This is a genomic window from Lysinibacillus sp. LK3, from assembly GCF_001043675.1.
GTDB lineage: Bacteria > Bacillota > Bacilli > Bacillales_A > Planococcaceae > Lysinibacillus > Lysinibacillus capsici.
This window is the reverse complement of record NZ_LDUJ01000021.1, coordinates 153251-167963: the sequence shown is the minus strand read 5'-3', so window position 1 is coordinate 167963 and position 14713 is coordinate 153251. Positions and strand designations below refer to the sequence as shown.

The window sequence follows — 14713 nt, the reverse complement described above, 5'->3', positions numbered from 1 at the left end:
AACCACATAAAAAATGCTAGCTGAATAGCTGACAGCTAGCATGGAAACATTTCTTATTTAAATAACTCTGGGTACACAGCCTTCGCTACTAATTCTACAGCTTCACCAATACGCGGACCAGGTCGATTAGAGATATCTGTATCAATGGACAATACCGCTTTGTTTTGAATAGCTTTCACAGTATTCCAACCATCTCGTCCAAGAATTTCTCCTATTGGATCTTCTGTATAGTTTACTGTTGTTAAAATAACATCTGGATTTTTCGCAATAACATCTTCCTCATTCACTTTTGCCCAGCTATTCAAGTCAGAAAAAACATTATTAACATTAGCTGCATCTAATATTTCTTGCTGGAAAGTGCTAGAGCCTGCTGTATATATGTCTGGCTTAGGGCTAACCTCTAAATAAACATTTTTCGGCGTTTTTACATCCTTCACCTTCGTTTGTACTTCAGCAATTTTCGCTTTAATCTCTTCGTTTAATTTATTTCCTTTATCAGGAACATCCATCACAGCAGCAATTTGTTCGATATCTCCATAAACATCGTCGAAAGTAGTCGCAGATTGAATAACAAACACTTTAATTCCTGCGTCCTCAAGCGGCTTTAGGGCATCCTTATCACCGATTGTATAAGCAATGACAACATCTGGCTTTAACGCTAAAATTCTTTCACTGTTAAAGTTCATAGTATCCGAGACACGTTCAATTTTTTGTGCTTCCTCTGGGTAAGTATCGTACTCAGTTGCTCCTACAATTTTATTGCCAACACCTAAAGCAAACAAAATTTCAGTATTACTTGGTTGTAAAGATACAACTGTTTTTGGTACTTCATTAAACTCTATTTCCACTCCACGGTCATCTGTCACTTTATAGCTTGTTTTCTCTGCTTGTTGTGTATCTTGCGAAGCATCTTTATTTTTTGTATCTTCAGCAGTGCCACAGCCTGCTAATACCAGTGCAAGTAAGAGCACTGATAGCCATTGGAAATTAAATACTTTTTTCATTGTTATTCTCCTTTTTCTTTTTCATTGGGTAGGATTTACTAATAAACCGTATTTCCGCTATTCCAGCTTGCTGATTCATAAAAACAGCCATGACAAAACATACATTAGCTAATAAACCAAGGTAATCGAAAAGAATAGCAGGAACCTCTCGTTCTTCTGATACTTTGTGTAAAGTACGATATGATTTTTTTGCCTCACTGCGACAAAGATGTAAGGCTGAAGCTGCCTCTGTTCCTTGAGGTAAAACAAAACTTTGAATCTCTTCCTTCACATGGCGAACGTAAAAATCATAACGTTCACTTAACCAAGATAAATCCTCTTCAGTTACTGCTAATTTCCCACGAACTGAGCCATTCACATGATAAGCCATAGGTAACATAAGCAATAAATCCTCAGCAACAACTTGAACATCCTCTTTTTTTACCGCAGCTAATGCAACTCCTAGATGTGTTGTCAGGCTATCTGTTCGAATTTCAAAATCGACCGTTGAAGCTTTCTCACGCATAAATGGATAACAAGAATAACGGGCATCTTTTTTCACTTGCTTCCCCCCTATTTTCTATAATGAAAAATTCTTATTTGAAAGGCATAAAAAAGTCGCTCCTTTTTGCAAAGGAACGACAAAAATAACATAATGAGCCATCAAACTAGACAAAGCCTATGTATTTGCCGTATATCCTCCTAGCTTCCGAGAAGTTTTTATACGTTCAAATAAAGGTCGGTCTCCTGGCTTGTACAGTTCGTCACATGAAACGAATGTGTTATAAAGGACCTTCCCATCTTCTTTGAGACAGTGGTAAATCTTTATAATGGCTGCACTTACAGTTGCGGAAACAGCTCCGGTTTTTCACCGGATTCCCGATTATGCTAATTAGCACCTTTATTCTGCAAGAATATTTCATTTGTAAAGCAGTTTATCATATATGCTTCAGAAAAAATAGCTGTGCTCAGTTTTAAAATATAGCATTATTTCTACTTGAAGAGAAAACCCTAACTAATTTTTACATTATTAAGAAATTTACTATAATAGTGTTTCAATTGCTTTTTCAATATCGAGCTGTGAATCTGTTGGTTCAAAGCGTGCGACGGACTTACCATTAGCATCTACTAGAAATTTTGTAAAGTTCCAGCGAATATTACGACCATCTAAAAAGCTTGGGGCAAGTTGAACAATTGCTTCTGCCAACATTTTCTCCTGCATACTTGCCTTCCCAAACTCTCGGTAATCCACTTCATGCTTTAAATAATTAAAGAGTGGATGGGTAGCCTCTCCATTTACCTGTACAAGCTCAAAAATCGGGAATGTGACCCCATAGTTTACCTTGCATAGATGCTTAGTTTCCTCCCCATCTTCAGGATTTTGATGGCCAAATTGATCACAAGGGAATCCAAGAACTACAAAATTCTCTTTTCCATATTTATCATACATTTTCTGTAAGTCTTCAAATTGATATGTAAATCGGCATTGGTTTGCCGTGTTAACAATTAACATTGTTTTTCCACGATATGTTTCCATCGATAAAATTTCGCCATTAGGCTTCCGAACTAGATAATTATAAATGCTCATGCATAATCCCCTTTTTTCATTCATTATAGTTGACTATTCTATCGTTCATCAAAGAATTTGCACAAAAAAACACCACCTCGCTACTTTGAACGGATGGCTGACTTATACTTCTTTTTATATTTAGCATCTTGTTCTTCATTAATTAAACGATGGGCAATATCTAATAATTTCGAGTCATTTGTTTGATCATATAACTTTTTAAATGACATAATAATATCCTGACGAATAAGAGATGGCTGTTTTTCATCTATACATGTTTGAAATCTTTTAGCTAGATACGATACAACCAAATCTCTTTGTACTGGACCCGCCTGTCCAATTTTCCAAATTGCTTGTAATGCATGCCTTGCCGTAGCAGATTGTTCATCGTAAGTCACAGCCCAAATCTTTAAAAAATCCTCCAAGACCCTTTCTTCTGGATCACTTTTTGCAGCTAAAGCGCATAAAATTTGTGCAGCACGTGCACGAGAATAACCATTATTGTATGTAAGTGCTTTTATTAGCTGTTCCCAAACTGCATATGTCCAATCTACGGGTTCCTGCATAATTTTCATTAATTCCTCGTAAGATTCATATTGAATATCGCGATCATGCTCTGTTAGATTACTAAAAAGTTGCAAAATCTCTTTTTCCATAATTCATCCCTACCTTTATTGTTTCAGAACGTAATAAAATTTGATTTATGGTACACTTAACTTAATTTTTTTCGCAAAGAAGGTGAGTTTATGAATAAATTTAATGCTAGGAAATTGATTTTTCGGTTGATTGTGATAATATCACTACTTTTAGCTGCCTATTTTGTTATCCCAGTGTCCATGCCTTTAATACTTGCTGGGATTAGTGCATTTTTCTTAGAACCAATTGTCATGTTCTTTAAACGGAAATGGAAAATGTCACGGAAAATAGCAGTTGCTTTTATTTACATAGTGAGTGTTATTGTTATATCTATTATTTGTTATCTTTCTATTACACAAATAATGACACAAATAATTTTACTATCTAAGCAAGCTCCCTATTATATTTCCAAGCTATCAGATATGTGGCTTCATATGCAAGAAAATATTTCTAAATACACAGAAGACTTTCCACCTGAAGTAAGTGCTTCGCTTCAAAAAACCACTATGGATTTCATAAAGAAAGTCGAAGAATCCTTTTTAAGCTTCTTTAATTATAGCAAAGTTTCTGCCTTCTTTTCAGAGATACCCAGCCTATTTATCAGTCTTCTCGTTTATATGATTGCGCTATTCCTATTTATGCTTGATTTGCCTAAGTTAAAGCAAATCACTTATAAATATTTAAAGCCCAATACAGCAAAGAAGATAAAAATTATTTTAAATCGCTTAAAAGATGCAACATTTGGCTATATGAAGGCTCACTTATTTGTAAGCTTTATTATTGGAGGCGTCACACTCATTGGACTGCTATTAATCCAACCGAAATATGCAGTAACAATGACGATTATTATCTGGTTAATAGATATTGTACCATTCCTAGGCTCTATCATTATTCTAGCGCCATGGGGACTTTACCACCTGTTGATGGGAAACACCTCTATAGCTGTAAAATTATTCATCTTAGCTGCTATTTTACTTATTATTCGTCGAGTAGTCGAGCCTAAATTAATGGGAGACCATATCGGTTTATCCACTTTACCAACATTAATTTCCATGTTCATAGGTCTACAGTTATTTGGTATTATCGGTTTACTTGTCGGCCCATTCGTTATTATTTTCTTTATTGCCTTGAAAGAGACAGGTGTCATCAAAGTAAATTTTAAAATTTAATATCAATTTAGTATGCAGGAAAGTCTCTTTTCAAGAATAGAAGTAGTCGTCTTGTTTCTTTTGAAAGAATAGCATTCCAAAAACAAAAAAGGTCATCTTTGTATATTTTTCTCTACAAAGATGACCTTTTTCTTATCTCAACCGTCTATATATTAGTGAGGCCTATTGAATACGTCCAAAGCCTACTAAGTATTGATTCCACCAATCAAGTGATTCAATTACGACACCATTGTTTTGAGCGTCGATCATTGTGTTATTACCTAAATAAATACCTACGTGTGCTACACCTGAACCATAGCTGAAGAACACTAAGTCCCCAACGCGTGCTTCACCTGCTGAAATGCGTTGTGTTGCTAAATATTGTTGTGATGCTGTACGAGGTAAAGAAACACCCGCTTGCTTATATGACCATTGTACAAGACCTGAACAGTCAAAACCTGTTGATGGGTTGCTACCACCCCAAACATAAGGACGTCCTAGGAATTGTTTAGCTGTTGAAATGGCATCTCCTGAAGAAACAGTGCCAGCTCCTGACCCAACAATAATTTTTTGTGGTTCGCCTCCACCATTATTTTGAGTTGCTTGTATAACTGGTGTAGCTGCTTGAAGTGCACGTAAACGAGCTGCCTCTTCTTCAGCTGCTTTACGCTCTGCTTCTAAACGTTCTTCTTCTTGTTTCGTTGCAATTTCAGCTTTTAATGCAAGTGATTTCGCTTCGTTCTCAGCTTTCTTCACTTCCATCTCGCTTTCTTTTTGCTGAAGCTCTTGGAATTGTTTTTGAAGTTCCTTTTGTTTTTCATCTAATGTAGCTTTTTGTTGCTCTAAGCTTGCTTTATCTGCTTCCTGTTGATCCACTAATTCTTGGTCAGCATCCATTAATGTTTTTACCGCTACGACACGATCCATTAAATCTGCAAAGCTTTTTGCCTCAAGCACTACATTTAAATAAACACCTACAGTGTTGTCTTGCGCTTGGTATGCAGCCATACGCTCACTTAAAATTTTTGAACGTTGCTCGATACGTTTTTGTGTTTCAACAATACTAGCATCCACTTCTTTAATATCTGCTTGTACTTGTTTAAATACCTTTACTTTTGCGTCGATCTCTTGTTGTAGTTTCGTTAGTTCTTCTTGTAATTTTTTAATTTGTGCATCTATTTCAGCCTTTTTCTCTATCATTTGTTGAGAAGTTTCTTCGGCATGTACTTCTGTTGGTTGAATTGTATTAAATAATAAGCCGCCAGCTAGTGCTAATGCTAGCACCATCGACTTACGCCATTTGTTACGCTTAGCCACGTTACCTTCATTTCCCTTCATCTATCAATTTCGCTCTCGATATTCTATGTAATCACTTGAACGATTTCTATTTTAATTAAATGTTCTTATATTTATTTTAGCCTTTTAAAGTTTAGCATTTTCTACATAACTTTTATACTATTTCATGTCTATTTAATACATTAGTAAAACTCGAAATATTTCTGTAACATTCGCACTTAAACTACATTATTCTACATAATACATTTTTCTTCTACACAGAGAAATTATTAGCTAATTCGACATTAGACCTAACAGATCTTTTGTAATGTTTTTGTAATATTTGAGGATGCCAAAGAAAAAGGTAGGGAAAAAATTCCCTACCTATTGCTTCATCGACCTTAATGCTTGTATAGATAATCTCACTAACAAAATAGCACATAAAAATAAACCTAAATATGCCGCTGTGTTCAAATAGACCGCATAAGAATCGTGGATAAATTGTGAAATAGCTAAAAGAGCGACAGATATAATACCAAAAGTTATACCCACCAGCAGCAAAACAAATTGAGAAAACAAATGTGTAATAAAACGTGAATTATGTTCATCCGAAAAGACATCATGATGTAAAATGATTTTTCCGCTCTCAACTCGCTGAATGAGCTGATCGACTCTTCTAGGCATTTTACGCAAAGTCGGTATTAGCATAGATAATTCTTCTTGCAGCCGCTCCTTAGTTGCCACCGGTTCTTTAAAAGGCTTAAGGAAAGAGGCACGCATATATGTAGCAGAAAAATCCTTTGCCTCAGTAAAGATATCAAAACGTGGATCTATTACCCGTAATGTGCCATCTAACGTCACTAAGGAACGGAGAGCTAATCCCACTGCTGGATAAAATGCAAGTCCAAAATCTCTTACCACTGTAAATAGCGCGTGAATTAATTCTTCAGTAGGTATACGGTCAACATAGGAAATTTTCAGTAATATTTGGTCGATTGCCTGCTCCATTCTCGCACGTTCTGCATGATCAGCATTTTCCACTAATAATGTTAAACCATCATATAAAACGCTTGAATCATTTAGTTGAATGCCCATCAAAAATAACTTTAAGCCTTCTTGCTGTGTTGCACCTAAACGTCCTACTGCGCCAAAGTCAAGCAAGACTGGTGTTCCATCTGTTTCATCGATATGGATATTTCCTGGATGTGGGTCTGCATGAAAAATACCAGAGAATAGCATCTGCTCAAAAAATGAGTAGAGTACGGTTCTTGCAAATTGCCTACGATCAATCGACAAACGATTAAATTCAGATGCCCCCTCTGCCACACTTTGTCCACGAATATACTCCATCACAATAACATTTTCATTACTGTAAGGCGTAAATATTTTAGGAATTCGAACCTTGTAATCGCTTTTCGCCAGTGCATTCTTCACCTGTAGCGTATTACGTACTTCAATATCCAAATGAATTTCCTCACGTAGCCCCTCTGCAAATCCCCCAGCCAACTCTCGAAAGCCTAATGATTCAGCCCAGGTTGATTTTGTGGATAGCCAATTAGCAAATTCCTCTAAAATTTCAAGGTCATCGCGCATAATTCCCTTTACTTCTGGACGCAATAGCTTGACTACCACCTCTTCATAATTTTTAAGCCTTGCTTTATGCACTTGGCCAATAGAGGCTGCTGCAATGGGTTCCATTTGAAATTGGCTAAATATTTCGTCCATTGATTGCGGAAGAGATCTCTCTAAAATTTGTTTCACTTGCTCCTCTGATAAAGGCCTTACTCGGTGTTGAAGCCTTTCTAATTCATCAATAAAAATAGGTGAAAAAAGCTCTTTTCGTGTGGAAAGTACCTGGCCAAATTTGATGAAAATCCCACCACATTGTTCTAACGTTGCGCGCAAAGCAATTGCAAGTTCTTTTTCATTTTCTCGTTGCCTCGCATATTTAATCGTTTGTACGACACCGTTTGTAACAGCAATTTTTAATACCTGACGCAAGCGTTTCTGCTGTCGCCAATAGCTACGCAATCGCAATAGTAAAGATTTTTGGCCGTGACGGCGATCTCCATTCGTAATGCCACTAGGGTCAAAAAGCTCAAATACCAAATAAAGCAACATCGAAATTAGTAGCATACTACCGATCCAAATCAGTGTGCTTACCTCAGTTACTGTTTGCATCATCGTTTCTGATAAAAAATCTGTATGGCGTAGATAAGAATACCAGTACACAAAAGAGGTTAATGTCACACTAATAACGACTGACAGCACTCTTCGCACAAAATTAATATTCGAGCCAATTAATCGTCCACTCACAATATAAATCAAACCCGATACTATGAGGATTTGGGTTAAAAATTTCAAAAAGATCAACAGTGTCACCCCCTGTGCCATTTCCATTTCCTACTACCGTTAGTATAGCAAATTTGTGCATCAACTTTCTTGAACGAGGAACACCACAGAAAATTTATTAATTTGGCACCTTGATAAAATACCCTTTAGGGTATATTATTTATTTGTAGTATTCAAACTACATAATTCTCCTAATTTTAGAGAAAAAACCTTTATTTAAGAGACTCTAAATACCCCATTATGTATTTATTATGAAAAGGAGTGTTTACATTGAGTAAAAAATTTTTAATAGTCGGTGGCGTTGCAGGTGGTGCATCCACAGCAGCTCGTCTTCGTCGTCTAGATGAAAAAGCAGAAATTATTATATTTGAAAAGGGGCCGAATGTTTCATTCTCTAATTGTTCTCTCCCCTTCCATTTAAGCGGGATTGTTGAAAATAGCGACAAATTAATTTTAATGACGCCTCAAGGCTTCCAAACAAAATACAATATAGAGGCTCGTGTTCAGCAAGAAGTTGTACGTATTAACAGAGAGAAAAAAACCATCACCATTAAGGATTTAAAAACGAATAGAGATTATGAGGAAAGTTACGATACGTTAATTTTATCCCCAGGAGCAAGTCCTATCGTCCCTGACTTAGAGGGCATTCATTCTAAGCACGTCTTTACCATTAGAAACGTGGCTGATATTGACCGTTTAAATTGGTATCTACAAACAGATAATGTACAGGATATTGCCGTGGTTGGCGGAGGCTTCATTGGTGTAGAGGTAGCAGAAAATTTGAAGCTAGCAGGCTATAATGTATCTCTAGTTGAATTTGGCCAACAAATTATGGCCCCTTTTGATTATGATATGGCTCAAATCTTACACAAGGAAATGACTGATAAAGGGGTTCAAGTTATTGTCAATGACGGTCTTGCAAAGGTTACACCAAATAATGTGACGTTGAACTCAGGCAAACAATTGAAAGCCCAAGCAGTAGTATTAGCAATTGGCGTTCGACCTGAAATCCGCTTAGCCAAAGAGGCCGGGCTAACAATTGGTGAACTCGGAGGTATTCAAGTTGATGCAAATTACGTGACGTCTGATCCTTCCATATATGCTGTGGGAGATGCGATTGAAGTATTCCATCAGCTTACCCATAAACAGACGCGCCTTGCTTTAGCCGGTCCCGCTCAACGACAAGCACGTGCAGCAGCTAATCATATGTATAACATCCCTCATCACAACAAAGGAGTCATTGGATCTTCAAGCGTACAAATTTTCGATCTCGTATGCGCGACAACAGGTTTGAACGAAAAAACAGCCCTAGCAAATGGCTTTCAAGCAAAAAGTGTTTATTTGATAGCTCCAGACAAAGTAGGACTAATGCCAAATAGTAATCCACTTCACTTTAAGCTCGTTTATGAAACACCGACGGGTAAAATACTAGGGGCTCAAGCAATAGGTAAAGGTAATGCAGATAAGAGGATTGATGTTATAGCTACCCTCATCACAATGGGCGGTACATTAGAAGATTTAAAGGAGCTAGAGTTATCCTATTCTCCAATGTTTAGCACTGCCCGTGATATTGTTAATTTGGCAGCTCTTGTAGCTCAAAATCTATTACACGGACACTTTAAGCAGGTAAAAGTTGATGAAGTAAGGGAACTCATTGAAAATCAAGCCTTTTTCTTAGACGTTCGTGAAAAAAATGAATTTGAATCCGGTCACCTTATCAATGCACACAATATTCCTCTAAGTGAACTTCGGGAAAGAATGGATGAAATTCCGAAGGATCAAGCAGTGTATGTGCATTGCCGATCTGGTCAACGTAGCTATAATGCTGTTATGGCCCTTCAAAATAGCGGTTTTTCTAACGTCTTTAATGTAAGTGGGTCATTCCTAGGGATTTGCTTATACGAATATTTTACAGATATCACAACGAACAGAGATAAAATAGTAACTGCTTATAATTTTAAATAAGTTAAAGGGATGCCAATTATCAGCATCCCTTTTCTTCGTTAATTTGTAGACAAAACTTTTTCCCAGTCAATCGTACCATTTTTAACTTGTTCACGTTTTTCCTTAGTCATGATGTCATTTGGACGCCCGCCTTTTGGCCAATCTTTTTCATGGTTCGCCCACTCTGGACGATCTTGCGATAAAATAAAGGCAGCTAAATCTGCAGCTTCTTGATCTGTTAATGTTCCCGCTGCACCTATCGGCATATTATTTTGAATATAGCCAGCCATTTTTGACATACGTGCCATACCTGCGCCATCATTAAATGAATTATCTCCCCATAAAGCTGGGCCAGTATTAGCACCAGTTCCTGCGCCATCAGCTGCATGACAGGCTATACAGGACTGCGCATAAAGCTCCTCACCATCTGCAACATTTGGAATCGGCACATTCTTCATATCACTTGTGCCCGCCCATTCACGTTTTGCTCCAATTGGAACACCTTCAGAAATATAAGCGAAATACGCCACCATAGCCTCTAGTTCATCACTATTCATTTCGAATTTTTTACCATTCATACTCCGAACCATACAGCCATTAATCCGTTCTTCTATTGTAACTACACCACCTGAGCGTCCAATATACTGTGGATAATTTGCCATTACACCTACTAATGATGAGGCTTGCTCGTCATAGCCAGCACCGGCATGACAGCTTGTGCAAGATAATTGGTTGCCCACATATTCATCTGCCGCAACATGTGTGTTATTAACAAGTTCATAGCCCGTTAATATTGCTTCTTTCATTGGACCATCTGGTACTTCTTCAATACTTGGCGGAGCATAGACCACTGACTGAGCAGCTGCTGTTGTTGGTATTTGTGTTTGCACTGTCGCTTCTTTCTCACTCACATTCGAATCAACTGTAATTTTGTCACTGACAAACGTCCCAACAAAAATGGCGCCTGCTAACAGTACTGTTCCTGCTACTCCTGCTACTATAGGTTTCATCTATAATACCCCCCTTTGTATTCTCACTTATATTTTAGCAACATAACAATTTATTGGATGTGATTTTTCTCACACTACCATAAAATAGAACCATTCAGATGATAAAAAAGGATAAATTATACATTTTATTTTGTTGTATAACACAGAAAACAAGACTTAATACCTCTTGCAGTATTCATTTGTTCGAAAAAAAAGCGTCAAGTACACTTACGCACTCGACACCTTTAAAGTCTTTTATAGTTTACACTGTCCATCAGCACATGCCGATTCTCCATTACCATTTATCATTATCGTTGGCTGAATCCCAGCTATTTCCGCAGCTTGATGCAAAGTTCGCACAAACACTTCATTCGGCTCAGCCCCTTTAATACCATAACGATTTTCAAATACAAAGAACGGTACACTTTGTACGCCAAGTTGCTGTGCTTCATAGCGATCCTTGTCTAGCTCTTCACTAAAATCAGTTGAAGCTAATATTCCCGCTGCAACTTCTCTATCCAAATCTAATTGCGCAATAACTTTTAATAAAAACTCATCTTTGTTCAAATCTTCACCATCTTTAAAATAACCAGCCATTAGTGCTTCCGTATAAGCTGTCGCTTTACCAAATTGCTGCGTCCATTTAGCTAAACGATGAGCCTTTTCTGTATGCGCTGTTTTCATCTTAGCAAAATCATAATGCAAACCAACTTCCGTTGCTCTCGTAGCTATACCCTCGACCATATCTTTCACTTCATCTAGCGTGACATCATACTTTTTAGCCAGCGCCTCATAAAAAGAGGGGGCATTCACTTCCGGGATATCTGGGCCTATTTGAAATGCTTTATATTCTATTTCCACTAATCCTGTATAGCCTGCAATGTCAATCGCCCGTTCCAGTTCTCGTTTGCCAATATAACAAAATGGACATGTAAAATCAGAGAAAACTTCAATTTTCATTACCATACCCCCTTATAATATATCCATCCAAATTTTAATAGCTGTTGCTAATATAAGAACCGCTAAAATAATTTGTAGGAATTTAGTATTTAACTTGCCCCCTATTCTCGCACCCAGAGGAGCAGCTATTAGACTAGCTACAATCAAGATGAGCGCTGGATAATATTCCACTTGCCCAGTCATTAATTTACCAATAGTTCCTCCTACTGAGGAGATAAACGTAATAGCAAGGCTTGACGCAATGGTCATACGAGTAGGGATTCCTAAGACCACAAGCATGATTGGTACTAATAAAAATCCACCAGCTGCTCCTACAATTCCGGAACCGATACCAACAACGAAAGCTAATAGGACCGCCAATGGTTTATTAAATGTAACAGCCTGCATCGGTTTATCATCAACTTGCTTTTTCGGTATGAACATCATCACAGATGCAATCAATGCAAGGATTCCATAGACCATGTTAATACCAGACTCAGATAAAAATTTTGAACCGAAGCTACCCACAAAGCTTCCCGCTAATATGGCAATCCCCATATAGATAATAAGTGATTTATTTAAATACCCGCCTTTACGATAGACCCAAACACCTGAAAGAGCAGCAAAAAGTACCTGAATCGCACTTATCCCTGACACCTCATGTGCAGAAAAGGCCGCAAATCCTAGTAATGGCGGTATATATAGTAGCATCGGGAAATTAATGATGGCACCGCCAATACCTAACATCCCTGATACAAATGAACCGAGAAAACCAATAAGTAAAATGGTTAAGATCCATGCAATATCCATTTAGTTTTCCTTCTTTCTGGCTGTATTCAACAAAAGGAAAGAAGGGTTGTTCTACTGTAATAGACAACCCTCAATCAGCCCTATGCTTTCTGAATGAAAAATGTAATAACGCCAGCCTCTTCAGATTGATCTAAAATGATATGACCTCCTGCTTTTGCCCAAGCAGGAATATCCGCTAAAGCTCCTTTATCTGTCACCTGAACTTCTAAAACTTCCCCAGACTTTAGGGTATCTATTGCTTTTTTTGTCTTCACAATAGGCATTGGACAAGAAAGGCCTTTTGCATCTAGTTGTAAACTTGATTTCATCATATTCTCCTTCAACTCGGCAAAGGTTGTAAGCGATTTTGCCGGTTCTTCTTGTTTTATATCTTCATGAAGGATGAGCGCCTTCAATTCAAGAAATTTACATATAATAAGCATACATGCATACTCATTGCACTTTAGCATGTTTTATCGTACTGCACAGCGATTTGGTCCAATTTCCATTTCTGTTTGCTCATCTAACGCAGGTGTGATTTTCCCCATATTCACCTGACGAATTTCCTGATAAGCATTTGGTTGTGGAGGTAATTCATCTGTTACCACACGTCTAAATTCTTCTTCATCTTGAATATTTAATCCATGGTTTTGTACAAATAAATCCCCTAGTCGTCTAGCAACTGTCCCATCTTCATTCAGCTCATCAATAATCATAAAATGTGCTGGTAAGACAATAAGTTCATCAGACAATTCTCGATAACGCTTGTAAAGCGTGTCTCGTAAATCTCCAACCCAGTCATCAGCAAGGCCAGCTAAATCAGGACGTCCGATTGAATCGATAAATAAAATATCTCCTGTTAATAAATATTTGCTGTCAACAACAAATGAAGTAGAGCCTATCGTATGACCAGGAGAATAGATAGCTCCTACATCTATTTTTGATGCACCGATTTGAACAGTCGTTCCATCAACTAACGGTGTATAGTGGAACACAACTTCCTCAGCGTCCTTAGGTGGCAAATAATAGGTTGCGCCTGTCATCTCTGCAATATGGCGCCCACCTGAAATGTGATCAGCATGTAAGTGTGTATCAAAAACATGTTTAATTTGGACATTTTTATGTTCTGCAAAATTTATAAACACATCTGTAAAACGTACAGCATCAATAATAGCTGCTTCACCTTCAGAAAGGACCATATAAGACAGACAGCCCTTTCCTAAGCGAACAAACTGATAAAGCTCACCACCGCCTGTTAAATCACCTACTTTAATTGGCTCTAAATATTCACTCCAGGATTTCATACCTCCAGCTAAATAGGCAACCTCAATACCTGCCTCAGCTAACATTTCAGCAACCATTAAAGACGATCCTTCTTTAGCACAAACGACTAATACATCTTTATCAGTTGGGATATTCGGTAAAATATTATCAATACCATCTAACAGTTCAAAATACGGTATATTTAAGTACTCAAAACGATGTCCATCGATTTTCCAATCTTCGAATGCATCCGCATTACGAACATCTAAAATAAACAACTCTTCATTGTGAATAACCTTTTTAGCTACTTGTGACGCGCTCCATTTTTGAATTGACATCTCTTTTACCCCCATCGGTATTGTTTTTATGTTTTTTATAGCGGAGAGGGGTGCCCTCTCCGCTTTTATAGGTAGGTCACTAGAATGTAAGTGACGGTGCTGCGTCTTTCGCGAATTCTAGGAACGTTACGGCTCCTCCCACCTCAATACCCTCAATGAAATCTTCAGTAGTTAAACCCATAACATCCATCGTCATCTGACAAGCAATAAATTTCACACCTAATTCTTGTGCCATTTCCACTAGTTGAGGAATAGCTGGCACATTTGCTTTTGTAAACCCTTCAGCATAGTGTTCTGCTCCAGCTGGCATTGGTAATGCATGCATACCTTGCTTATGAATTAAATTCAAACCTTCAAATGTAAAGAAGATAGCTACCTCTTTCTCAGAAGCTGCCGCAGCTGTTGCGATATTAAATACCTTATACGCATCAAATAAACCACCGTTACTTGCAATGATTGCTACTTTGTTCGACATAATAAAATTCCTCCA

At 37.6% G+C, this 14713-nt stretch carries 14 protein-coding genes and 1 riboswitch; of the genes, 2 read left to right on the top strand and 12 right to left on the bottom strand.

From position 1 onward, the window contains the following. Positions 1-53: 53 nt before the first annotated feature. From VK91_RS15850 to VK91_RS15835, 4 genes are all read right to left on the bottom strand, one after another. Positions 54-1004 carry an ABC transporter substrate-binding protein gene (locus tag VK91_RS15850; RefSeq protein ID WP_048394156.1) on the bottom strand — a complete coding sequence of 317 codons (951 nt, stop codon included), beginning with the start codon at positions 1002-1004 and terminating at the stop codon, positions 54-56. Then, on the bottom strand, positions 988-1545 hold the full coding sequence (locus tag VK91_RS15845) for a hypothetical protein (protein WP_048394154.1): 558 nt from the start codon (positions 1543-1545) through the stop codon (positions 988-990). The genes VK91_RS15850 and VK91_RS15845 overlap by 17 nt, the downstream gene beginning before the upstream one ends. Before the next feature lie 157 nt (positions 1546-1702). Next, positions 1703-1901: riboswitch (cobalamin riboswitch) on the bottom strand. A gap of 124 nt (positions 1902-2025) precedes the next feature. After that, positions 2026-2571: a glutathione peroxidase gene (locus VK91_RS15840; RefSeq protein WP_048394152.1), complete on the bottom strand. Its 546-nt coding sequence runs from the start codon at positions 2569-2571 to the stop codon at positions 2026-2028. A gap of 80 nt (positions 2572-2651) precedes the next feature. Continuing rightward, positions 2652-3206 carry a hypothetical protein gene (locus VK91_RS15835; protein WP_004231881.1) on the bottom strand — a complete coding sequence of 185 codons (555 nt, stop codon included), beginning with the start codon at positions 3204-3206 and terminating at the stop codon, positions 2652-2654. A 90-nt stretch (positions 3207-3296) separates the two neighbouring features. Between VK91_RS15835 and ytvI the strand changes: the two genes are divergently transcribed. Further along, the gene (gene ytvI / locus VK91_RS15830; RefSeq protein ID WP_048394150.1) at positions 3297-4355 is read left to right on the top strand and encodes a sporulation integral membrane protein YtvI; all 1059 of its coding nucleotides are present in this window, start codon (positions 3297-3299) and stop codon (positions 4353-4355) included. A gap of 162 nt (positions 4356-4517) precedes the next feature. Here the strand turns inward: ytvI and VK91_RS15825 are convergent, their stop codons facing one another. Next, entirely contained in the window at positions 4518-5672 is a 1155-nt protein-coding gene (locus VK91_RS15825; protein WP_004231877.1) for a C40 family peptidase, read from the bottom strand. Positions 5673-5993: 321 nt separating this feature from the next. Beyond that, complete coding sequence (locus VK91_RS15820) at positions 5994-7982, bottom strand: AarF/ABC1/UbiB kinase family protein (protein ID WP_048394147.1); 1989 nt, start codon at positions 7980-7982, stop codon at positions 5994-5996. A 249-nt stretch (positions 7983-8231) separates the two neighbouring features. Between VK91_RS15820 and VK91_RS15815 the strand changes: the two genes are divergently transcribed. After that, on the top strand, positions 8232-9926 hold the full coding sequence (locus VK91_RS15815; RefSeq protein ID WP_048394146.1) for an FAD-dependent oxidoreductase: 1695 nt from the start codon (positions 8232-8234) through the stop codon (positions 9924-9926). 38 nt (positions 9927-9964) lie between these two features. Here VK91_RS15815 and VK91_RS15810 read toward each other — a convergent pair whose 3' ends face one another. The 6 genes from VK91_RS15810 to VK91_RS15785 form a co-directional block, all read right to left on the bottom strand. After that, on the bottom strand, positions 9965-10915 hold the full coding sequence (locus VK91_RS15810; RefSeq protein WP_004231872.1) for a c-type cytochrome: 951 nt from the start codon (positions 10913-10915) through the stop codon (positions 9965-9967). A gap of 234 nt (positions 10916-11149) precedes the next feature. Continuing rightward, positions 11150-11854: a DsbA family protein gene (locus tag VK91_RS15805; protein WP_048394144.1), complete on the bottom strand. Its 705-nt coding sequence runs from the start codon at positions 11852-11854 to the stop codon at positions 11150-11152. A gap of 12 nt (positions 11855-11866) precedes the next feature. Then, a complete protein-coding gene (locus VK91_RS15800; protein WP_048394142.1) occupies positions 11867-12643 on the bottom strand; it encodes a sulfite exporter TauE/SafE family protein in 777 nt (258 codons plus the stop codon). Positions 12644-12723: 80 nt separating this feature from the next. Beyond that, positions 12724-12954, bottom strand: a complete 231-nt coding sequence (locus VK91_RS15795) for a sulfurtransferase TusA family protein (RefSeq protein ID WP_112118009.1) — start codon at positions 12952-12954, stop codon at positions 12724-12726. Between the two features lie 141 nt (positions 12955-13095). After that, on the bottom strand, positions 13096-14223 hold the full coding sequence (locus VK91_RS15790) for an MBL fold metallo-hydrolase (protein ID WP_048394139.1): 1128 nt from the start codon (positions 14221-14223) through the stop codon (positions 13096-13098). A 79-nt stretch (positions 14224-14302) separates the two neighbouring features. Beyond that, a complete protein-coding gene (locus VK91_RS15785; RefSeq protein ID WP_048394137.1) occupies positions 14303-14698 on the bottom strand; it encodes a DsrE/DsrF/DrsH-like family protein in 396 nt (131 codons plus the stop codon). Positions 14699-14713 lie beyond the last annotated feature (15 nt).